Below are 21224 nucleotides of genomic sequence, written 5' to 3'. Positions count from 1 at the left end.
GCAACATATCCCGTTTACGCTCCCGCCGTAAAGGAATTCGCCCGCTTCTTCAACGTTGTGGAGGATATCGGCGAATAATACACTTTACTTTTGGTGACGACGATGGATTTCGCTTCTTCTTCTCCGATCATTTCCGCGTGTTTATGTTGATGCGCATGCGCTAAATATTGTTTCGTCAATTTAGACGATTTCTCAATCGTAATATCGAAAATGGCGATAAGCTCCGAGCTGCGAATGACTTTTTCTCCGCCTAAATGTATATACACCGCGCTTCACTCCTAACGCATCACATGCCCTTGCCGGACATGATAAATATTGGCATCCTTCAACTTGCTCGCGTTAATGCTTTCTATGCCGGTCGTCGTAATGAAAGTTTGCACTTTGTTCTGAAACGTCTCGATAAGCTGCGTTTGCCGATATTGATCCAGCTCCGACAGAACATCGTCCAAGAGCAAAATCGGATATTCGCCGATTTCCTCGTTAATCAGCTCGATCTCCGCCAATTTCAACGATAAGGCCGTCGTCCGCTGTTGGCCTTGCGAACCGTACGTCTGGACTTCTTTATCGTTAATATAAAAGGACATGTCGTCGCGATGCGGCCCAACAAGCGTCATTCCGCGCCTCATCTCTTGTTCCTTCATTTGTGATAACTTTAACATAAAATGATCAAATAGAACAGTTTCATCTTCCTCTTCCGCGCGAAAGGACGGCAAATAAGCCATCGAAAACGATTCTGCCCCGTTCGTAATCCCATGGTGTATCGTCGTTGCCCAATGTTGCAGTTTTTTTATAAATTGTTTCCTTTTCAACATGATTTTAACACCGTTTGCCGCAAGCTGTTCGTTCCAAACGGCGAGCAATTCCGATTGATGCCCGCCGTTTTGTTTCAGCATGTTGTTGCGCTGAATCAATATTTTCTGATATTGCTGCAAATGGTACAAATAACTGGGCTGCACTTGCCCGATCTCCATATCGAGAAAACGCCGCCTTATCCCCGGGCTGCCTTTCACGATCTCCAAATCTTCGGGAGCGAACATGACGACGTTGAGCGCGCCGATAAAATTGCTCAGCTTCTTTTGTTCCAGCCCGTTGATTTTCGCTTTTTTCCCTTGCTGCGAAATGGACAGATCCAATGCGACAGCTCCGTATTTTTTGTCGATCGCCGCATGCAGTTTGGCTGCGTCCGCCTCAAACCGGATCAGTTCCTTGTCTTTGCCGGTGCGATGCGATTTCGTCAACGCCAGCACGTAAATCGCTTCCAGCAGATTCGTTTTGCCTTGCGCATTTTGCCCGATAAATATATTCACTTTCTGATCGGTATGAAGTTCCACTCGCTCAAAATTGCGATATTGCTGTAAGTCGATCTGTTTTAAAAACACAACCCGGCCTCCTGCAGTTCAAGTCCGACCGTCCTTTACCCTTGCACGACCTGAAACTCGCCGCATCCTTCCACATGCACGATATCGGACGGATACAGCTTTCGTCCCCGCCGATTTTCCGGCTCTCCGTTCACGCGAACGGTACCTTCCTGCAAGAACGCTTTGGCATGGCCCCCGGTAGCGATACAGTCGGCCAGCTTGAGAAACTGTCCTAACGTAATATATTCGGTTTGAATTTCAACCTGGTTCATCTCGGCAATTCCTTTCCGACCGCAGCCGCCGATCTAGTTCGTCGTACGGTACGGCAATATTAAATGCAAGCTGTCGCTATGTTCCTTCGGAATAATAATAATCGGACTCATCGCCCCCGTGAAGCCTAGAAATATATATTCGCTGTCGATGACTTTTAATACGTCGAGCATATATTTGGAGTTGAACGAAATTTTGAGCGGTTCTCCGGTAAATTCCTTGACATCAAGCTGCTCCGTAACTTTGCCGAGCTCCGACGAGCTGGACGAAATTTCGATCGTACCGTCTTCTTTCGTCATCAGGCGGACGATATTCGTTTTCTCTTCGCGCGACAATAAATAAGCGCGGTCGATCGCATCCGTCAATTTTTTTGTATCCAAAGTTAGTTCTGTTTTGTAGTTTTGCGGAATAACTTTAGAAACATCGGGGTATACTCCGTCCAATATGCGCGAATAGAACAATACGCGATCGATTTTGAACAAAACTTGATTATCGGAAACGACAATTTCAACCATCGTATTTTGATCCGGCACGATTTTGCTTAACTCGTTTAACGTTTTACCCGAAATGACGACATTGTTGAATTGCACGTCCTCATTCGTGTCGAGCCGGACGGAACGGCTGGCTAGCCGAACGCGGTCCGTTGCCATAAACTTCAATTCATTGTCTTTCAGCGTCCATAATATGCCTGTCAGTATCGGCGTGCTTTCATTGGTCGAAATGGCAAACACCGTTTGCTTAATTACCGTTTTCAATAAATCCCCATTAATGGTAATCGTTTGATTTCCTTCAATCGTCGGCAAGACGGGGAATTCTTCCGGATCGAGCCCGACCATTTGAATATCGGTGGAGCCGGAGCGAATAAACGTTTGAAAATGTTCTTTTACTTCGATTTCGACATCTTCCAAAGGAAGCTTCTTAATAATGTCGACAAAAAACTTGGCCGGTAAAACAACGCTTCCCGTTTTTTCGATCCGGGCGATCGTCCGTTTCCCGTCTTCAAGCGGTATGAAGCTTTGAATCGAAATATCGGTATCGCTGGCGGTTAATGTTACGCCTTGATGCGTGACATCGATTTTGATTCCATGCAGGATCGGGATTGTCGTACGGCTCGTAATCGCTTTGGAAACATGCTGTATCGCTTCGTTTAATTCGTTTTTGTAGATCGTTAATTTCATAAAATTCACTCCTCGGTTCCTGTTGTGAGTATCAGTCACACTCAACTCCCGTATATAGTAGATGATTCTTTTAAAATCTTATTAGTAATAGCAGTAGGCACACTGAATATGTGGATAAGCCCTTGAAGCATTCATAAAGGAAGCCTATCCACATGTGTATAGATTGTGCATAGGCTTTTTATTTGTTCACCGTCGTTTCAAGTTGTCGGATTCTTAATTTTTTCGGTTAAATTGTTAATAATTTTATATAAGTTCTCGTCCGTCTCCAGCGTTTGGCTAATTTTCTCATGCGCGTGAATGACGGTCGTATGGTCGCGGCCGCCGAACGCTTCGCCGATTTTCGGCAACGAGTAATCGGTCAGCTCCCTGGATAAGTACATGGCGATTTGACGCGGGAACGCGATGGCTCTCGTTCGTTTCCTCGCCTTGAAATCTTCCAGCTTCAGATTGTAATACTCTCCGACCTTCTGCTGGATATGTTGGATCGTGATCATTTTCGGCCGGCCGGAAGGGATAATGTCCTTGAGCGCTTCCGCCGCGAGATGGGATGTAATGTCTTCGTTAATTAGAGACGAATAGGCGACGACACGGATTAAAGCGCCTTCCAACTCACGGATGTTCGTATCGATTTGATTGGCGATGTACATCATCGCCTCGTTCGGGATATCGAGGTTTTCCGCTTTCGCTTTTTTGCGAAGAATGGCGATTCTCGTCTCCAAATCGGGCGGTTGAATGTCGGTAATGAGCCCCCATTCGAACCGGGAACGCAGCCGCTCCTCGAGCGTCGGTATTTCTTTAGGCGGCCGGTCGCTTGAGATGACGATTTGCTTCCGCGCTTCGTGCAAGGCGTTGAACGTATGGAAAAATTCCTCCTGCGTCTGCTCTTTCCCGGCCAAAAATTGAATGTCGTCGATCAGCAAAATGTCGATATTGCGATATTTGTTGCGGAAACTTTCCCCTTGGTTGTCGCGGATCGCGTTAATAAATTCGTTGGTGAACTTCTCCGAAGAAATGTAGAGCACTTTCGAATTAGGGTTATGTTCCAAAATATAATGTCCGATCGCATGCATTAAGTGCGTCTTCCCCAATCCGACGCCTCCGTACAAAAACAGCGGATTATACGCTTTGGCCGGCGCTTCCGCGACCGCGAGCGACGCGGCATGGGCAAAACGGTTTCCGGCTCCGATGACGAATGTGTCGAATAAATATCTTGGGTTCAACATATGGCCTGCCGGCTCGTCGTGGACGACAGGTTTCGCAGGAGGCGCTTGCGACGGCGCTGCGGCCGGCTCGGCATGCTTCGGCTCGTCAATGACAAAGAAGACCTCGACTTGATTCCCTGTGTACTCCATAATCGTCGAGGCGACCAACTTGGTATAACGGCTTTCGAGCCATTCCACGGCAAATGTTGTCGGTGCGGAGATCGTAACGGAGGAATCGGTAAATTCGACGGCCTTCGTCGCTTTAAACCAAGTATCGAAACTCGGTTTGCTTAATTTGGTTTGAATGCCAGATAAGATCTGTTGCCATAGTTCGTTCGTATGGCTGCTATCCACAGATTGTCAACTCCTTTAATATTCAAATGTGGCGTAGCCATGGGCGATCATTGTCGAAAATCTGAAGAACGATGCGGTATATATCCACATAATTCAACTTTCGCAAAAGTGAATTATCGAGATGGATCGAATTTTGTTCACAAAGTTATCCACAGGTTGTTAATAAGTTTGGGGATTAATCTATCTATTCACAACGAAAAGTAATCTAATCATAGCAAAAGAAGGCTTGTTTTTCAACGGAAATGCGCATATTATCCACAAATTCAATAGGTTGTGTATAAGAAATATCTACACCACAAGATATTGTTTATAACTTGTTGAAATTTCGACAATGATCGCCATTCTTCACTTTTTTTTATTCACAGGCTCTTTTTTGTGGATGAATTTACATGTTTTTTTGCGAGAGAGCGGGAGGATCATTTCGGTTGACTTTTTAAGGCCGGCGTGATTTAATGTAAAAAGGTGTTTTATGCAGAAGTATGAATGGGATTCCCCTTTGAGGAGGTGCAAGATAGATGAAACCGACTTTCAAACCGAATGTGAGCAAGCGTAAAAAGGTTCATGGTTTCCGTAAAAGAATGAGCACGAAAAACGGCCGCAAGGTGTTGGCTGCTCGTCGTCAAAAAGGCAGAAAAGTATTGAGCGCGTAAGCCGAAGAATAACCTTCGAACTTTTAGACGGCTTTATAGACCACTGAAGTGGTCTTTTTTCATATTCTCTTTAGAGATCCACCATTTTTAAGGTTATTTTGTTTATCGCGCAATTCGCTTGCGTATACTTGAAGTATGGTCGTCTTGCGTGTCCATTCCATCATCGGGTTGGGGAGTTTGTCGTGCAAAAAAAGTTGCGTTTGCGGAATAGGGCCGATTTTACCCGGGTATACCGTCACGGGAAATCTTTTGCGAATTACCAGTTTGTCGTTTACTGGTTTCATAAGCCGGAAATCGAACGGTTTCGCGTCGGCATTTCGGCCAGCAAAAAAATAGGTAATGCCGTCGTTCGCAATCGGATGCGGCGTCTGGTGAAAGAAATCGTGCGCGCGCACGAGGCGAAGATCGCCGATCATGTCGACCTTGTCTTTATTGTAAGAAAAGGGGCGGTCGGACTGTCTTACGCGGAGCTGGAAAAGAGCGTGCTGCATGTCTTGAAAAAAGCGGCGTTGACGAAGCGCCGGGAAAGTCGAAATTAGGCGGTTTATTTTTTGGACAACCTCTTGGGCGGACTGTTTCTTTGTTCTGCCAAATATGATATATTTACATTGGAATCGTGACGGATAAGAGAGGAGTTTTGAAATTTGTTCCTGGACAAGCAACGGAATCGGAAATGGATACTGATCATCGCGCTTGTCGTCCTGGCGGCTGTCGCATTGGCGGGCTGTACGCCTACGACGACAACGACGACGACGGAAGATATGAAACAGGGCGGATTCTGGCAAGCAAACGTCGTGTATTATTTCTCGCTTGCTTTGGACACGTTTGCAAAATGGTTCGGCGGTGAATACGGATTATCCATTCTATTACTAACCATTATCGTTCGATTGATCATATTGCCTTTGACAATCAAACAAGTACGCAGTTCCAAAGCGATGCAGGCGATTCAGCCGGAAATCAAGAAACTGCAGGATAAATACAAAAACGATCAACAGAAGCTTCAGGAAGAAACGATGAAGCTGTTTCAGAAACATCAGGTCAATCCGCTCGCAGGATGTTTGCCGCTGGTGGTGCAAATGCCGATTTTCATCGCTTTGTATAACGCGATCTATATGAATTCGGAAATTCGCGATCATACCTTCTTATGGATGCAATTGGGCACGCCGGATCATCTGTTCATTTTGCCGGTCATCGCCGCGATTACGACGTTCATTCAATCGAAAATGATGCCGACGCAAGCAACCGGCCCGATGCAAGTGATGTTCTTTATATTCCCGGTGCTCATCTTCATTATGTCGATGCAGTTTCCGGCCGCGCTTCCATTATATTGGGTATACAGCAACATCTTTACGATCGTTCAGAACTATTTTCTATATAGAAAAGGGTCGAATGATAAGGAGGTACTCCCGGCGAAATGAGAAAAGTCGTTGTATCAGGAAAATCGATCGAGGATGCGGTAAGGAACGGTTTAGCCCAATTGAATACGACAAGAGATCGCGTTACCGTCGAAGTATTGGAACAGCCTTCGAAAGGGTTGTTCGGATTGATCGGTTCGCGAGAGGCGAAGGTCGAAGTTGCATTGCTGCCTGACCCGGAACCGATTCCGGAACCGGCGCCCGAAGATTCATCGGCCGCTGAGCGTCGTCCGGTGGACGAAGCCATCCGGTTTGTGAAAGAAGTGGCGCAATCGATGAAGGTAGACATCGCGATTGAAGAGCAGACGGAGAAGGAAGGGACGATCCTTAATATATCCGGATCCAATCTCGGATTGTTGATCGGACGTCGCGGACAAACGCTGGACTCTTTGCAGTATTTAACGAACATTGTCGCAAATCGTTATTCCAAAAACCATCTACGAATCATTCTTGATGCAGAACAATTTCGCGCTCGCCGCAGGAAGACGCTTGAATCGTTATCGGATCGTTTGGCGGGACAGGTGATCAAGAACCGGAAAGATGTCGTTCTTGAACCGATGTCGCCGCAAGAACGGAAAATTATACACTCCAAGCTGCAGGATCACCCGAAGGTGAAAACGTACAGCGTCGGAGAAGAACCAAACCGCAAAGTTGTAATTACGTTGAAATAATATAGAATGCAATGACTCTAATGATTAGTGCGAGTTCAAAAAGTCACCTTCCAGGCATGCATCGTGATCCAAAGGGGACTTTAGGACAACCTCTACGAGAGTCATTGCTTTTTTTCTAGATGAGAGGTGTATGATATGACACATGATACGATTGCCGCCATCTCTACGGCTGTAGGGGAAGGGGGCATTGCTGTAATTCGGGTCAGCGGTCCGGAATCGGTGCCGCAGGTGGAACGCATATTCAAATCGAAAACGAAATTGACCGATGCGGCGACGCATACGGTCCATTACGGGTTTATCGTCGATCCCGATTCGGGCGAACGAATCGAGGAAGTGCTCGTTACGGTGATGAGAGCTCCGCGTTCGTTCACGATGGAAGATGTGGTCGAGATCAGTTCGCATGGCGGCGTCATTTCCGTGAAAAAAATAATGGATTTGCTGCTGCAGTTGGAAATTCGTTTGGCCGAGCCGGGCGAATTTACGAAGAGGGCGTTCTTGAACGGGCGCATCGATCTGTCGCAGGCGGAAGCGGTCATCGATTTGATTCGTTCGAAATCGGACCGCGCTTTTTCGATTGCGCTCAAGCAGGTGGGGGGGACGCTGTCGAGACGGATTCGCGAATTGCGTCATACGTTGATCGAAACGATGGCGCACATCGAAGTGAATATCGATTATCCGGAGCATGACGTGGAATCGCTCACCAGCGCCTTTATCCGCGAGAAGTGCCAGGCGGTGATGGCCGAGATCGAGCATTTGTTAAAAACGGCGAATGAAGGCAGAATATTAAGAGAAGGAATTGTGACGGCCATCGTCGGGCGTCCGAATGTCGGCAAATCCTCCCTGTTGAACGCGCTGGCCCAAGAGAGCCGGGCGATTGTGACGGATATACCGGGGACGACGCGCGACGTCATCGAAGAGTTCGTGACGATTAACGGGATTCCCCTGAAACTGCTCGATACGGCCGGCATTCGGGAAACGGCGGATGTCGTGGAACAAATCGGAGTGGAGCGATCGCGCTCGGCGCTGCAAGAGGCGGACTTGATTTTGTTGGTGCTCAATCATAACGAGCCGCTGAATGAAGATGAGATAAAATTGATCGAACAAATCGGCAGTAGACAAGTGATTGTCATTATTAATAAAATGGATTTACCGCAAAAATTAGATCTGGATACGGTTCGCGCCCATTTCAACGACGACCGGATCGTGCAGATGACCATTGCCGAACAGAAGGGGATGGACGATTTGGAGGAAGCGATCTCCTCGATCTTCTTCAGCGGTAAAGTGGAATCGAACGATCTGACATATGTCAGCAATGTTCGCCATATTGCGCTATTGAAAAAAGCGCATCGTTCGTTGCAAGATGCTTATGAGGCGACGGAACAGCATATCCCGATCGATATGATTCAAATCGATGTTCGTTCCGCGTGGGAGTCGCTTGGCGAAATTATCGGCGACGCGGTCGGCGATTCATTGATCGATCAAATCTTTTCGCAATTTTGTTTGGGCAAATAATCGACATGCCGTATCGAACATGTCGATATCATTGATTAAAGCGAGTTGAAAAAGTCGACTTTTTGAACAACCTCTATAGAAAAATGGCAAAGGAGGCAATGGAATGAAAGAATATGCAGCCGGTGAGTATGAAGTAATCGTGATCGGCGCCGGCCACGCAGGCTGCGAGTCGGCGCTTGCGGCAGCCCGCATGGGCTGCAATACGCTTCTGCTCACAATAAATTTGGATATGGTGGCGTTCATGCCGTGCAATCCTTCGATCGGCGGACCGGCGAAGGGGCATGTCGTACGCGAAATTGACGCTTTGGGCGGCGAGATGGGCCGCAATATCGATAAAACGTTTATCCAAATGCGAATGCTGAACACGGGGAAAGGCCCGGCCGTTCATGCGCTTCGTGCGCAAGCGGATAAATTTCTGTACCAGCATACGATGAAAGAAACGCTCGAGAAGACGGATAATCTTACGCTCCGCCAGGGGATGGTGGAGGAATTGATCGTTGAAGACGGACATTGCGTCGGCGTTCGCACGAAGACGGGCGCGGAATACCGCGGCAAAGCGGTCGTGCTCACAACGGGCACCTATTTGCGCGGCAAAATTATTATGGGAGAGCTGAAGTACGAGAGCGGCCCCAACAATCAGCAGCCGTCGATTAAACTGTCCGATTCGCTTCGCAATCTTGGATTCGAACTGGTTCGTTTCAAAACGGGGACGCCGCCGCGGGTGCATCGGGATACGATCGATTTCTCCAAGACGGAGATTCAGCCAGGAGATGAAAATCCGAAATTTTTCTCTTATGAAACGAAATCATCCGATAACGAGCAATTGCCATGCTGGCTGACCTATACATCGGAAGAAACGCATCGCATCATTAACGAAAACTTGCATCGGGCGCCGATGTTTTCCGGATTGATCGAAGGGACGGGCGCGCGCTATTGCCCATCGATCGAAGATAAAATCGTCCGGTTCAGCGACAAGCCGAAGCATCAAATTTTCTTGGAGCCGGAAGGGAAGACGACGGCGGAATATTATGTGCAAGGGCTGTCGACCAGTATGCCGGAAGATGTCCAATTGCGCATGCTTCGTTCCGTCCCGGGTCTGGAAAACGTCGAAATGATGCGTACCGGCTATGCGATCGAGTACGATGTCATCGTACCGTCCCAATTGTGGCCGTCGTTGGAAACGAAGCTGGTACCCGGGTTGTTTACGGCGGGGCAAATTAACGGAACGTCCGGGTATGAAGAAGCCGGAGCGCAAGGCATTATGGCGGGAATTAACGCGGCACGCAAAGTACAAGGGAAAGAACCGGTTATTCTGGACCGTTCCCAAGGATATATCGGCGTGCTCATCGACGATCTCGTGACGAAAGGAACGAACGAACCGTACCGGCTATTGACGTCGCGGGCGGAATACCGTTTGCTGCTTAGACATGACAATGCCGACCTGCGGCTCACCCCGATCGGATACGAAATCGGATTAATATCTGAAGAACGGTATGCTGCATTTATCGATAAGAAGAACCGGGTGGAGCTTGAAATCGAACGATTGAAATCGACGAAAATTCAACCGTCCGAAGTCCAAGCGCTGCTTGCCGAACTCGGGTCCGCACCGCTGCAAAACACGAGCGACGCGATGTCGTTATTGCGGCGTCCCGAGATCACATACGCTCATCTGGAGTCCATTTCGTCTTCTCCTTACGAATTAAACGATGAGATGAAGGAACAAGTCGAAATTCAAATTAAATATTCGGGATATATCGAAAAACAGTTATTGCAAGTGGAACGGTTGAAAAAGATGGAGAAAAAACGGATTCCGGAAGATATCAATTACGACGATATCCACGGCATTGCGACGGAAGGAAAACAAAGGCTCGCCAAAATTCGCCCGATTTCGATTGGGCAAGCGTCCCGTATATCCGGCGTTAATCCGGCCGACATATCCATTCTGCTCGTTTACTTGGAGCATTATAACCGCGTGACCGCAGCGAAAGGATCGTAAGATGGACCAGATACAATTGCAATTCCAGCAACGTTTGCACGAACAGGGGATCGACGTAAGTAACGAGCAATTGGAACAATTCGAAACGTATTACCGCGAGTTGGTCTTGTGGAACGAAAAAATGAATTTAACCGGCATCACGGAAAGAGAGCAAGTGTACACGAAGCATTTCTTCGACTCTGTCTCTCTTTCCTTCTTCATCGATATGAACGAAGTGAAGTCCATAGCGGATATTGGATCGGGAGCCGGTTTTCCGAGCTTCCCTTTGAAAATTTGCTTTCCTCATCTCCAGGTAACCATCGTCGACTCTTTAAATAAACGAATTCAATTTTTGCAGCATATTGCGTCTCAGCTTACATTGCACGATGTGGAATGCATTCATGGAAGGGCGGAAGACGTAGCGCGTAACGACGCTTATCGCGATCGTTTCGATCTTGTGACCGCCCGCGCAGTTGCGCGTTTGTCGGTATTGAACGAATTTTGCCTTCCTTTTGCTCGAAAAGGGGGACAATTTGCCGCAATGAAAGGCTCCGATCCAACGGATGAAATTCGAGAAGCGAAACGAAGTTTCAAAGAATTAAAGGGAGAGTTGAAGGGAGTTTATCCTTTCACATTGCCGGTGGAACAATCGGATCGCCATATCATCTTGATCACGAAAACGGAGAAAACGCCCGCAAAATATCCCCGCAAAGCAGGTATGCCGCTTAAATCGCCGATCGTATGACGGCGATAGCGGACATACCTTTATGTTTCACGTGGAACATTCCATCTCATGAAATATTTATTTTTCACGATTTGTTCGGCAGGAAAATGGGGATAGATTGGAGAATATATAATAGTAATAGGTAGAGCGGAACTAGCCCGTGTACCGTGGCAAATCGCGACCGCAATGAGAAAACCTCTATCGAGGCCTTTCGAAGATGAGCGACCGCGTTCAGCGGCAGGTTTTATCGCCAAATAGAATTTGGTATCTCCTCAGGTTTGGGAAACTTATAAATTCTATTGTGGTTGAAAAAGCCGCTTTGGCAACCTTTTGCTAAGCATAACAACGGCGTAAGCTTGCAGCTTTGAATGCGTTTATTGCCGTCGATTGGAATGCCGATTGAAAGCGGAATGATAGATACATAGAGTCTCAAACTAACGGATAACGTCACAGTTTTAGAATTTTTTTCTTGTTGTGCATGTTTAAAAAGTTGGCGTATTCTATAAATGCGACGAGTTCATTGACATCAATTGAACACTCTCGGTCTGTGAATCGAAGAATCGTTTTCTAAAAGATTACGCTTTTTTTAACACGCATTCCAGTACTTTAAGGTGGTATAATACGGAATGAAAGAACAATTTTCAAGATTGTTTGGTTTGCAGGAACGAAACAACCAAGAAGAAGTGAAACAAATCTCCGTTGATGAAATCGTTACCAGTCCTTATCAACCGAGAACGGTATTTGACGACGAGAAAATTGATGAACTATGTCAAACGATTAAGACGCATGGCATTATTCAACCGATTGTCGTTCGCGTTCGAAATGGCAAGCATGAGATCATAGCGGGGGAAAGACGTTGGAGAGCGGTGAAAAAGCTCGGCCTGACGACGATTCCCGCGATTATACGCGAAATTAACGATTCGCAAGCCGCATCCATTGCATTGATCGAAAATTTGCAGCGGGAAGGATTAACCTCGATCGAAGAAGCGATCGCCTATCAAAAATTGATCGACTTGCATCAATTGACGCAAGAAAGTTTGGCGCAGCGATTAGGGAAGAGCCAGTCCACTATTGCCAACAAAATTCGGTTATTGCAATTGCCGGAGCAAGTCAAAGTCGCTCTTATGGAACGCAAAATAACAGAACGGCATGCCCGCGCGTTGTTGTCGCTCGATTCGGAAGAGCTGCAGTTAAAAATATTGAACGATATCATCGCGAAAGACTTGAATGTGAAGCAAACGGAGGCGAGAGTCGCCTTTTATAAAGAGTCGGTCAAAACAAAGAAAGCGAAAAGAATCTCTTTTACGAAAGACGTCAGGCTTGCCGTAAATACGATTCGCCAATCAATCGAGATGGTAACGGGATCGGGATTGAACATTAAAACAGACGAGAAAGATCATGAAGACCACTACGAGATTGTTATTAAAATCCCAAAAAGATAACAGCAACTTACGCTCAAGGGCGGCTGAGTGAAGCCGCTCTTGAATAACCTAAAAAGCAAAAACAGTACGTCAATAGACGTTTTTTTTGCGCCTTTTTAAAAGATTGAGGTGAATTGATTTGTCTAAAATAATTGCAATAGCCAATCAAAAGGGTGGCGTCGGAAAAACAACGACTTCCGTTAATTTGGGCGCAGGGCTTGCAACTCTTGGAAAACGCGTTCTGTTGGTCGATATCGATCCCCAAGGAAATACGACTAGTGGAATCGGGATCAACAAAGCGGATGTCGTTAATTGCATTTACGATGTAATCATTAACGACGTACATCCCAAAGACGCGTTGCAAGAGACGAATATAGAAGGACTGCATATTATCCCGGCAACGATTCAATTGGCCGGCGCGGAAATTGAGCTTGTTCCTACGATTTCCAGAGAAGTTCGGTTAAAAAAATCGCTGCAGTTAATCAAGCATATGTACGATTATATATTGATCGATTGTCCGCCTTCGCTCGCCATACTGACGATCAACTCATTGACGGCGGCGGATTCGGTTCTAATACCGATTCAATGCGAGTACTACGCGTTGGAAGGGCTCAGCCAATTGTTGAACACGGTTCGTCTTGTTCAGAAACATTTGAACACATCGTTGCAAATTGAAGGCGTGCTGTTAACGATGTTTGACGCGAGAACGAATTTGGGCATTCAAGTGATTGAAGAAGTGAAAAAATATTTCCAGCAAAAGGTGTACCAAACGGTGATTCCGCGTAATATTCGGTTGAGCGAAGCTCCGTCGCACGGCCAATCGATTATTACGTACGATCCGAAATCGAAGGGTGCGGAAGTCTATTTGGAGCTTGCAAAGGAAGTGATTTCTTATGAGTAAACGTTTAGGCAAAGGGTTAGACGCATTAATTCCTTCGTTGGCGATTAACGATGACGACAAAGTCGTAGAAATCCCCTTGAGTCAGTTGCGCGCCAATCCTTATCAACCGCGTAAATCGTTTGACGACGAATCGATCCGCGAATTGGCGGAATCGATCAAACAACATGGCGTCATCCAACCTATTATCGTGCGGAGCATTTTGAAAGGCTTTGAGATTATTGCCGGAGAACGGCGTTTCCGCGCTTCCCAATATTGCGGGAATGCTACGATTCCGGCGGTCGTTCGAAATTTCACCGATCAGCAAGTGATGGAGATTGCATTAATCGAAAACTTGCAGCGCGAGAATTTGAACGCCATTGAAATTGCCGTCGCCTATCAAGGTTTGATGGACCAGTTTTCATTAACGCAGGAAGAATTGTCGATGAAAGTCGGTAAATCGCGTTCGCATATCGCAAACTTTTTACGATTATTGCAATTGCCCGAGGAAGTGAAGGATAATGTTTCACGTGGAACATTGTCGATGGGACATGCGCGTGCGATTGCCGGAGTGAAAGATACGGCTACCGTAAAAGAGTTGGCGAAACTAACGATCGAGAACGAGTGGAGCGTACGGGAGTTGGAAGAGGCGATCCAAAAGCTTGACACGAAAGGGAAAGACCGTGCGAAACCGAAAACGAAGAAAAAAGACCCTTATATCGACGGCGTGGAAGAATTGTTGAGAGAACGTTTTAAAACGACCGTTAAAATTAAACATAATAAAGATAAAGGGAGAATTGAGCTGCTGTATTACAGTAAGCAAGATTTGGAACGGTTGCTCGAAATGTTGCAATAACTTTTCTTATCTGAATTGTAATGTAGCGATCTCGCATCCATGGATGCGAGATTTTATGTATCTGCCAATCGTTTGGTTTCATGCATAGAGGACGGTGCAAGATTTGGGATGTAGAAAGAACAGGGGGGTGGGAGAATGGGGCATGAAGTTATTCGTTATTTCGACCATGCGGCGACGTCCTGGCCAAAACCGCCGCAAGTCATCGAAGCGATGCAAAAGGCGATGCTCGATTATGGAGCGAATCCGGGCAGAGGAAGTCATGCGATGGCGGTGCAGGCGAGCAGGGTGATCTATGAAACGCGCCGTCATTTGTCCCAATTGTTCGGCGTTCGCAATCCGATGGATGTTATATTTACACTCAATACGACGATGGCGTTGAATTTGGCGATTAAAGGCATCGTCAGGCCGGGCGATCACATCGTTGTTACCGGGATTGAGCATAATTCGGTTCGCAGGCCTGTCGAATATTTGCGACGGATTTGGAATTTGGACGTAACCTATATTAAAGCGAATCGCCAAGGTGTCGTAGATCTGCGCGAATTGGAACAATCGTTTCGCCCGCATACCAAATTGGTCGCCTGCTCCCATAGTTCGAATTTGTTGGGGACGATTTTGCCGGTTGGCGAAGTTGGAGAAATGACAAGAAAACGCGGCGTAAAATTATTAGTCGATGCGGCGCAGACGGCGGGAACGATCCCGATCGATGTGGCGTCGATGGGCATTGATATGCTGGCTTTTCCGGGTCATAAAGGCTTGTTGGGGCCTCAAGGTACAGGCGGATTATACATTGCGCCCGATATGGAATTGGAGCCGTTGTTGCACGGAGGAACAGGGAGCCAATCGGATGCGGTTGAACAGCCAGGCGTTCGTCCGGACCGATACGAAGCGGGAACGCCGAACACGGTCGGCCTGGCCGGATTGAACGAAGGCGTGAAGTTCATTCTGAATGAGACCGTTGAAAAAATTCATACTAAAGAATGGAAGTTGACGCAGCGGATGATGGATCAATTGCGTCAACTTCCAGGTATCGAATTGTTAGGTCCCGATCTGGGGGAAGATAAAACGGGAATCGTCTCCTTTACCGTAAAAGGAGCGGATAACGCGGAAATCGCGTTCCGATTGGATCGCGAATACGGCATAGCCGTTCGAGCAGGTTATCACTGTACTCCGCTGGCGCATGATGCTGCCGGTACGACGCGAACGGGAGCGGTACGGGCGAGCGTAGGGTATACGACAACGGAAGAGGACGTGAATGCGTTTCTTGACGCGATGCGTGATATTCAAACACATTCGAAATAGGGCGGGGGAGAGTTCGTTAACGTGAATGAATTAATATTGGAACAGATGCAGTGGATCGTCGCCGGGTTTGTCGTCATATTGATTGTGATGTTGGTCTTGATCATCGCACAAGGCGTGAAGTTATCCAAACTTCGGCGAAGTTATCATCAAATGATGGAAAATAGCGGCGTACCGAATTTGGAAAATGTAATTATTTCAATGAAAGAAAATATAGCCGAAATGCAGAAAGGGCAATCGACCCTAGTTTCGGAAATGCGGGGCATCACGGAAAGATTGTTGAAGATGAAGGCGAAAATCGGCATTATTCGTTATAATGCCTTTAGCGAAACCGGAAGCGATTTGAGCTTTTCCTTGGCGATTTTAAATGAAAAACAAGACGGCATCGTTTTGTCTGCACTACATAGCAGAGATAATTCCTATGTGTATGCAAAGCCCGTCCAAGGAGGCAGCTCCAATTATTCTCTTTCTCCAGAAGAGAAGACGGCGATTAGTCTCGCCGCCGAGCAGGAGTAGCGCCGGCAAGATGCCATCGCTTTACGGCAATATATAAACTGTTCGCAATAATGTCGGACAATTTCATGACCAGGCTTAACCGGGTGTTTTGCAACACGAAGTATTCCATAAAACCGCCGACGTTTACGATGCCCGTAATGTGGATATCGCCGACCGGCGGTAATTCTTTATGTACGCCCGCGCCCGGCCGTACCGGACCGAAACCGACTTGAATATTGCCGACGCTTGACGTTTGGCCGAGACAAGCATCGATCCCGACGATAAAAGGGTCGGTAAAGTTGTTATGGATATGTTGAAGCGTGTCTTTTAAATTGACGGCATGGACGGGTTCGTCCAATGTGCCGAATAAGTGAAACAAAGGGCTGTTATATTTGGACAATGCGGTTCCGACGAGCGGGCCGAGACAGTCTCCGGTCGAACGGTCGGTGCCGACGCATACGACGACCAAACGTTGCTCGGGCTCGATGAATTGAAAATGTTCTACCAATCGGTTCGTGACGGCGGTATGAATATGAGGTTCGGTATGAGACAATTTTAGAGAAGGCAAAGCTTTTAATACATGATGATCAATGGAAGATGGCATGACATTCAACCTCCGTCTATGATTTGTATTCCTAGTATATGGATGTTGAAACCAATTTATACTTGCGAGATTCATATTTTGTGGAAGTTGCGCGGAAAGTTCGCGCAGCGGATCAAAATGATCTGCCAGCGAAGGAAGGACCGAAAGCGGATGGATTCGGATATGTTGCTTATTGCATTCGATTCGACACAACAAGCTTTACGCGCGGAGATGCTCTTGGAGTATGCCGGCATCGAAATCGATATTTGCCCTACGCCGAAGGAAATTACGGCCGGTTGCGCTCTATCGATCGAATTCCCTGCCGCAAGCTTGGATCGGGTGAGGGAGATGATACAAAGCGAGCGGGTTGAGATCAGAGGGATCTATTTTAAAAATGAAAAAGAATATGTTACCATCGAATCATGACCGAACCGCACGACTGGAGGGTTGATTCGTGTACAAGTTTCATGAAATGCCATTGGCCGAATCGTCGAATATAGAAGCGGAAATTCAAGAGAAGCTGAACGTGTTTCAACAATTTTGGAATTATGTGACGAGTTCGGAGACGTGGGGAGGATATTTATGGAGCTTGATTGATATTGTCATCATATTTATCGTAACCCGCGCAGTCATAGCGATCGTACATCGCATCATCGATCATACGATGAGCAAAAAGGAAAAGATGCGCCTAAACGTCAATTCGAGAAGAATGGTTACGGTCGCCAAGCTGCTCAAAAACGTGACTTTCTATACATTGAATTTTATTATGTTATTGCTGGTGCTGGCCGAATTCAATATTAATTTGGGTCCGCTGCTGGCGGGAGCCGGCGTCGTAGGGCTGGCGATCGGTTTTGGCGCCCAAAGCTTAGTAAAAGATGTGATCACCGGTTTCTTCATCATCTTCGAAGACCAATTCGCCGTCGGAGATATCATCGAGACCGGGAAATTCAGAGGTACGGTGGAAGTGATCGGTTTACGGTCGACGCGCATTAAAAACTGGACGGGAGAAGTCCATATTATTCCGAATGGAATGATTAATGAAGTGACAAATTTTTCGTTGGAAAATTCGATCGCGGTAATCGATATAGCGGTCGCGTACGAAGAGGATGCGGAGCGAACGATTCAAATCATTAAAGAAACCGTCGAGCCGATGGTTGCTGAAATAGAAGATTTGTTGAAAGTGCCGGAAGTGTTAGGGGTACAAACGTTTGGTTCGACGGGAGTAACGATTCGCGTAATTGCCGAATGCAAACCATACACGCATTATGGAGTGACACGGATCATCAATGCGAGATTGAAAAAAGCGCTCGATGCGAAAGGGATCGATATTCCATATCCGCGGCTCGTCACGTATCAAAGAGCGGGTAAAGGGGGGATGAACGATGGAACGTAAACAATTCGAACTTGGGGATGTCGTACAAATGAAAAAGCCGCATCCTTGCGGCTCTAATGAAATGGAAATCATACGTATGGGGATGGACATCCGGATTAAATGCGTCGGCTGTCAGCATAGTGTTCTCATTCCCCGGGTGAAATTCGAGAAAAATATGAAGAAGGTGTTGCGGTCCGCCGCAACGCAGAAGGAAGAAGGAAACGCGACGTAGAGCGATGATACTCGCTGCGTACATTTCCATTCGTTAGACAGGGGGGAACTGGGAAGTTCCCCGGATTTTTACACTTTAAAAATTGTGTTGCAATATTCGATAGACTGTGATAATATTATTTTTGCTGTGGAAAGGTACCCAAGAGGTCCAAGGGGGCTGACTCGAAATCAGCTAGGCGTCATCAGGCGTGCGTGGGTTCGAATCCCACCCTTTCCGCCATACATAACGTTACATCACCTCTTACGTGAGATCGTAGGAGGTTTTTTGATTGTTGAAGTTTTGACGTTCCGCGCAACAGCAACTGCAGAAATCCAGCTATTTCTCGGGAAAAAGGCCTTTATTGCGCCTATAAAAGGGGATAGAACCCTATTTCGAAGGCGATCCGCTCTAACCTACGCTCCTTGTTTGGCGCTAACGAAACTGACCATCCTTATTGGGCAAAAAATGAGGACGTTGCCAATCTAACGAAAGTACGTATCGGTATTCATTGGAAATCGGCGCTTTTATCGCCTTTTTCCCCTCATTAGCGTGTTTCAGTTTCGTTACACCAGCAACAGAGTCATTTACAGGCTATTAGCGTGTTCTAGTTTCGTTAGCCCACCCTGCGGGTCGTCACGGTTTTTTGCCGGCCAATCTGACCTTAATTGATGAAACGCCCAGTACCAAATCGGGCGATTCAATGGATTTTTGCACTTACATACGAGGGAAACATCAATGAATATTCGCGCTTACGCGCCGGAGTCACGTCATCGAGCCTCCGAACGCCAAAAGGGCCCTTTCGGACCCTTCGCTGGTTGACGGCGTTTGATTGTTGGAATTCTTTACTCAAAGCATGTTAAAGCTCGGTGTATTGAAAGATCAATACGCATGTGTTGCAGACAAGTGTCTTTGGCACATTCCTCCGCTTTTATGCCGTGTAGCCAAGATCTCCTTGCGGTTGTTGCGCTGTCACGTTCAACGGAACCACACCTCTCTATACGCCGTCGGAATTACTATGCGCGAATTGCCGCGATAATATACATCACTTCAGCGCATTCCGCTTGCTCTTCCATTTTCGGTTATGATTCGACGTTTCCGGGAATCGTTCGCCTTTCCGCAAACGAATCTGTTTCGGATCGTTAATTCCCATATGAAAATCGGCCTCGCCCACCTCGATATAGGTCGCGTCGTTCGGCGCTTTGTCGCCCGGTTCGAACTCCGTCTGTTCGCCCAATACGTTCACCTCCGATAAGCTTGAATGAAAATGACTGTTCCACCATATTGTTTGCCGGGACGGTACCGAACATAAGTGTGAAAATATTTCCGCAAACGCCGCCTTGACTTGTCATCGGACCTAGGTTTTGATATATTAGTTAGGTGCGAGTTTTCCTCGTACCCCTTGCTCCCAACATGATTGGGGGCCGTTAGTCCAAGAGGAGGTGAAAGATATGCGCAAATATGAAGTGATGTACATTATTCGTACCGACATTGAGCAGGAAGCTGTTCAAGCGGCAGTCGAAAAGTTCCAAGGCATCATCTCCAACGGTGGTGAAATTACGAAGCACGATGTGCTCGGCAAACGCCGTCTTGCGTATGAGATCAACAAGTTTCGCGACGGAATTTATGTCCTTGTCAACTTTACGGCAGAGCCTGCAGTTGTAGCGGAACTTGAGCGTGTAATGAAGATTTCCGATGAAGTCATTCGTTACTTGATCACGCAAGATGTTGCTTAATCGAAACATTGGGCTTTTGTAATGATCGTTGAAGGAGGGGATTCGATTGTTAAACCGTGTCATTCTGATCGGACGCTTAACCCGCGATCCGGAGTTGCGTTATACTCCTTCGGGTGTCGCAATAACCCAGTTCACCCTGGCGGTGGACCGTCCGTTTACAAGCCAAGGCGGCGAACGGGAGGCGGATTTTATCCCTGTCGTTACGTGGAGGCAGCTCGCCGAGACATGCGCGAATTACTTGCGCAAAGGCCGTTTAACGGCGGTGGAAGGTCGCATTCAAGTACGCAATTACGAGAATAACGAAGGAAAGCGCGTTTACGTGACGGAAGTTATTGCAGATAATGTGCGTTTCTTGGAATCGGCTAACCGCGATGGCGGCGGCGCTCCGCGCGAGGAATCGGGCTTTGGCGGCGGCGGATTCGGGGGCGGCAGCGGCTACGGCGAAGGCGGACAGGGCAACCGGAATTCGGGAGTTTCGCGCAACAACAATCAAGATCCTTTTTCCGATGACGGAAAACCGATCGATATATCGGATGATGACTTGCCATTTTAAGAACGAAAGGACTGAATACGGATGAGCTTCAAGCAAAGAGAAGGCAATGAAGAGCGCGGCGAGAAAAAATTCGGAGGCCGCCGCGGCGGACGCAACAAACGCCGTAAAGTGTGCTACTTCACAGTGAACAAAATTACTCACATTGACTATAAAGATACGGATTTGCTTCGTAAATTTATTAGCGAGCGCGGAAAAATTCTTCCTCGCCGCGTCACTGGAACAAGCGCGAAATATCAACGCTTGCTGACGATCGCCGTGAAACGCGCGCGTCAAATCGCATTGTTGCCGTACACAACGGAATAATCGATACCCAATCAAGGGACTGTTCCTGCAGGTCTTTCCATGGACTTGAGGGACAGTCCTTTTTTGTTGCGCTCAGCGGCGCTTCTCAACCCTTGTTTATTCAAGGGTTCTTTTTTTATAATTAGCAAAATGTTAGGTGGTCTCGACAACACAATCTCCTCGAATTATGATATTATTAAAAAATTATAACTGCCGCATAATTTTTTATTGTCATT

25 protein-coding genes and 1 tRNA gene are annotated in these 21224 nt (G+C 47.1%); 19 read left to right on the top strand and 7 right to left on the bottom strand.

Going from position 1 to position 21224, the window contains the following annotated elements; genetic code table 11:
* Positions 1-14 precede the first annotated feature (14 nt).
* The 5 genes from remB to dnaA form a co-directional block, all read right to left on the bottom strand.
* Complete coding sequence (gene remB / locus LQ229_RS21905; protein WP_216537702.1) at positions 15-266, bottom strand: extracellular matrix regulator RemB; 252 nt, start codon at positions 264-266, stop codon at positions 15-17.
* Positions 267-278: 12 nt separating this feature from the next.
* Positions 279-1379 (bottom strand): DNA replication/repair protein RecF, encoded by a 1101-nt coding sequence (recF, locus tag LQ229_RS21900; RefSeq protein WP_216537701.1) that lies wholly within the window; start codon positions 1377-1379, stop codon positions 279-281.
* 35 nt (positions 1380-1414) lie between these two features.
* A complete protein-coding gene (yaaA, locus tag LQ229_RS21895) occupies positions 1415-1630 on the bottom strand; it encodes a S4 domain-containing protein YaaA (protein ID WP_216537700.1) in 216 nt (71 codons plus the stop codon).
* Positions 1631-1663: 33 nt separating this feature from the next.
* Entirely contained in the window at positions 1664-2806 is a 1143-nt protein-coding gene (dnaN, locus tag LQ229_RS21890) for a DNA polymerase III subunit beta (RefSeq protein WP_230192914.1), read from the bottom strand.
* Positions 2807-3003: 197 nt separating this feature from the next.
* Positions 3004-4362, bottom strand: coding sequence for a chromosomal replication initiator protein DnaA (dnaA, locus tag LQ229_RS21885; RefSeq protein ID WP_216537698.1), 1359 nt, complete (start codon positions 4360-4362; stop codon positions 3004-3006).
* Between the two features lie 515 nt (positions 4363-4877).
* Between dnaA and rpmH the strand changes: the two genes are divergently transcribed.
* The 12 genes from rpmH to LQ229_RS21825 all read left to right on the top strand — a co-directional run bounded on the left by rpmH (position 4878) and on the right by LQ229_RS21825 (position 16275).
* Positions 4878-5012: a 50S ribosomal protein L34 gene (gene rpmH / locus LQ229_RS21880; RefSeq protein ID WP_040735642.1), complete on the top strand. Its 135-nt coding sequence runs from the start codon at positions 4878-4880 to the stop codon at positions 5010-5012.
* A gap of 182 nt (positions 5013-5194) precedes the next feature.
* Entirely contained in the window at positions 5195-5551 is a 357-nt protein-coding gene (rnpA, locus tag LQ229_RS21875; protein WP_216537697.1) for a ribonuclease P protein component, read from the top strand.
* A gap of 105 nt (positions 5552-5656) precedes the next feature.
* On the top strand, positions 5657-6430 hold the full coding sequence (locus LQ229_RS21870; RefSeq protein ID WP_216537696.1) for a YidC/Oxa1 family membrane protein insertase: 774 nt from the start codon (positions 5657-5659) through the stop codon (positions 6428-6430).
* The gene (gene jag / locus LQ229_RS21865) at positions 6427-7098 is read left to right on the top strand and encodes an RNA-binding cell elongation regulator Jag/EloR (protein ID WP_216537695.1); all 672 of its coding nucleotides are present in this window, start codon (positions 6427-6429) and stop codon (positions 7096-7098) included. Before LQ229_RS21870 ends, jag begins: the two co-directional genes overlap by 4 nt.
* Before the next feature lie 135 nt (positions 7099-7233).
* Positions 7234-8610 carry a tRNA uridine-5-carboxymethylaminomethyl(34) synthesis GTPase MnmE gene (gene mnmE, locus LQ229_RS21860; protein ID WP_230192913.1) on the top strand — a complete coding sequence of 459 codons (1377 nt, stop codon included), beginning with the start codon at positions 7234-7236 and terminating at the stop codon, positions 8608-8610.
* 103 nt (positions 8611-8713) lie between these two features.
* The gene (mnmG, locus tag LQ229_RS21855; protein ID WP_216537693.1) at positions 8714-10606 is read left to right on the top strand and encodes a tRNA uridine-5-carboxymethylaminomethyl(34) synthesis enzyme MnmG; all 1893 of its coding nucleotides are present in this window, start codon (positions 8714-8716) and stop codon (positions 10604-10606) included.
* A gap of 1 nt (position 10607) precedes the next feature.
* Positions 10608-11330 carry a 16S rRNA (guanine(527)-N(7))-methyltransferase RsmG gene (gene rsmG / locus LQ229_RS21850; RefSeq protein WP_216537692.1) on the top strand — a complete coding sequence of 241 codons (723 nt, stop codon included), beginning with the start codon at positions 10608-10610 and terminating at the stop codon, positions 11328-11330.
* A 605-nt stretch (positions 11331-11935) separates the two neighbouring features.
* On the top strand, positions 11936-12751 hold the full coding sequence (gene noc / locus LQ229_RS21845) for a nucleoid occlusion protein (protein ID WP_216537691.1): 816 nt from the start codon (positions 11936-11938) through the stop codon (positions 12749-12751).
* Between the two features lie 118 nt (positions 12752-12869).
* Positions 12870-13631 carry an AAA family ATPase gene (locus tag LQ229_RS21840; protein ID WP_216537690.1) on the top strand — a complete coding sequence of 254 codons (762 nt, stop codon included), beginning with the start codon at positions 12870-12872 and terminating at the stop codon, positions 13629-13631.
* A complete protein-coding gene (locus LQ229_RS21835; protein WP_216537689.1) occupies positions 13624-14463 on the top strand; it encodes a ParB/RepB/Spo0J family partition protein in 840 nt (279 codons plus the stop codon). The genes LQ229_RS21840 and LQ229_RS21835 overlap by 8 nt, the downstream gene beginning before the upstream one ends.
* Before the next feature lie 135 nt (positions 14464-14598).
* Positions 14599-15762, top strand: a complete 1164-nt coding sequence (locus LQ229_RS21830; protein ID WP_216537688.1) for an aminotransferase class V-fold PLP-dependent enzyme — start codon at positions 14599-14601, stop codon at positions 15760-15762.
* A gap of 21 nt (positions 15763-15783) precedes the next feature.
* The gene (locus LQ229_RS21825) at positions 15784-16275 is read left to right on the top strand and encodes a DUF4446 family protein (RefSeq protein WP_230192912.1); all 492 of its coding nucleotides are present in this window, start codon (positions 15784-15786) and stop codon (positions 16273-16275) included.
* Here LQ229_RS21825 and yyaC read toward each other — a convergent pair.
* Complete coding sequence (gene yyaC / locus LQ229_RS21820; RefSeq protein WP_216537687.1) at positions 16250-16858, bottom strand: spore protease YyaC; 609 nt, start codon at positions 16856-16858, stop codon at positions 16250-16252. The two genes, LQ229_RS21825 and yyaC, sit on opposite strands and share 26 nt — an antisense overlap.
* A gap of 150 nt (positions 16859-17008) precedes the next feature.
* On the opposite strand from yyaC, the gene LQ229_RS21815 reads away from it, so the two are divergent.
* The 4 genes from LQ229_RS21815 (at position 17009) to LQ229_RS21800 (ending at position 18660) form a co-directional block, all read left to right on the top strand.
* A complete protein-coding gene (locus LQ229_RS21815) occupies positions 17009-17263 on the top strand; it encodes a DUF3343 domain-containing protein (protein WP_230192911.1) in 255 nt (84 codons plus the stop codon).
* A 28-nt stretch (positions 17264-17291) separates the two neighbouring features.
* Complete coding sequence (locus LQ229_RS21810) at positions 17292-18230, top strand: mechanosensitive ion channel family protein (RefSeq protein WP_230192910.1); 939 nt, start codon at positions 17292-17294, stop codon at positions 18228-18230.
* Positions 18220-18441, top strand: coding sequence for a DUF951 domain-containing protein (locus LQ229_RS21805; protein WP_216537686.1), 222 nt, complete (start codon positions 18220-18222; stop codon positions 18439-18441). Before LQ229_RS21810 ends, LQ229_RS21805 begins: the two co-directional genes overlap by 11 nt.
* 128 nt (positions 18442-18569) lie before the next feature.
* Positions 18570-18660 (top strand) — tRNA-Ser (locus tag LQ229_RS21800).
* 802 nt (positions 18661-19462) lie between these two features.
* On the opposite strand, the gene LQ229_RS21795 is transcribed toward LQ229_RS21800, so the two are convergent.
* Positions 19463-19654 carry a YjzC family protein gene (locus LQ229_RS21795; RefSeq protein ID WP_216537685.1) on the bottom strand — a complete coding sequence of 64 codons (192 nt, stop codon included), beginning with the start codon at positions 19652-19654 and terminating at the stop codon, positions 19463-19465.
* A 214-nt stretch (positions 19655-19868) separates the two neighbouring features.
* On the opposite strand from LQ229_RS21795, the gene rpsF reads away from it, so the two are divergent.
* Genes rpsF through rpsR form a run of 3 tightly spaced genes read left to right on the top strand, consistent with a single transcriptional unit; the run spans position 19869 to position 21009 of the window.
* Positions 19869-20153: a 30S ribosomal protein S6 gene (gene rpsF, locus LQ229_RS21790; protein WP_216537684.1), complete on the top strand. Its 285-nt coding sequence runs from the start codon at positions 19869-19871 to the stop codon at positions 20151-20153.
* A 46-nt stretch (positions 20154-20199) separates the two neighbouring features.
* Complete coding sequence (ssb, locus tag LQ229_RS21785; protein WP_216537683.1) at positions 20200-20706, top strand: single-stranded DNA-binding protein; 507 nt, start codon at positions 20200-20202, stop codon at positions 20704-20706.
* Positions 20707-20727: 21 nt separating this feature from the next.
* On the top strand, positions 20728-21009 hold the full coding sequence (rpsR, locus tag LQ229_RS21780; RefSeq protein ID WP_216537682.1) for a 30S ribosomal protein S18: 282 nt from the start codon (positions 20728-20730) through the stop codon (positions 21007-21009).
* Positions 21010-21224 lie beyond the last annotated feature (215 nt).

Source organism: Paenibacillus sp. CECT 9249, from assembly GCF_918697855.1.
Taxonomy (GTDB): Bacteria; Bacillota; Bacilli; order Paenibacillales; family Paenibacillaceae; genus MSJ-34.
This window is presented reverse-complemented; position numbering and strand designations above follow the sequence as displayed.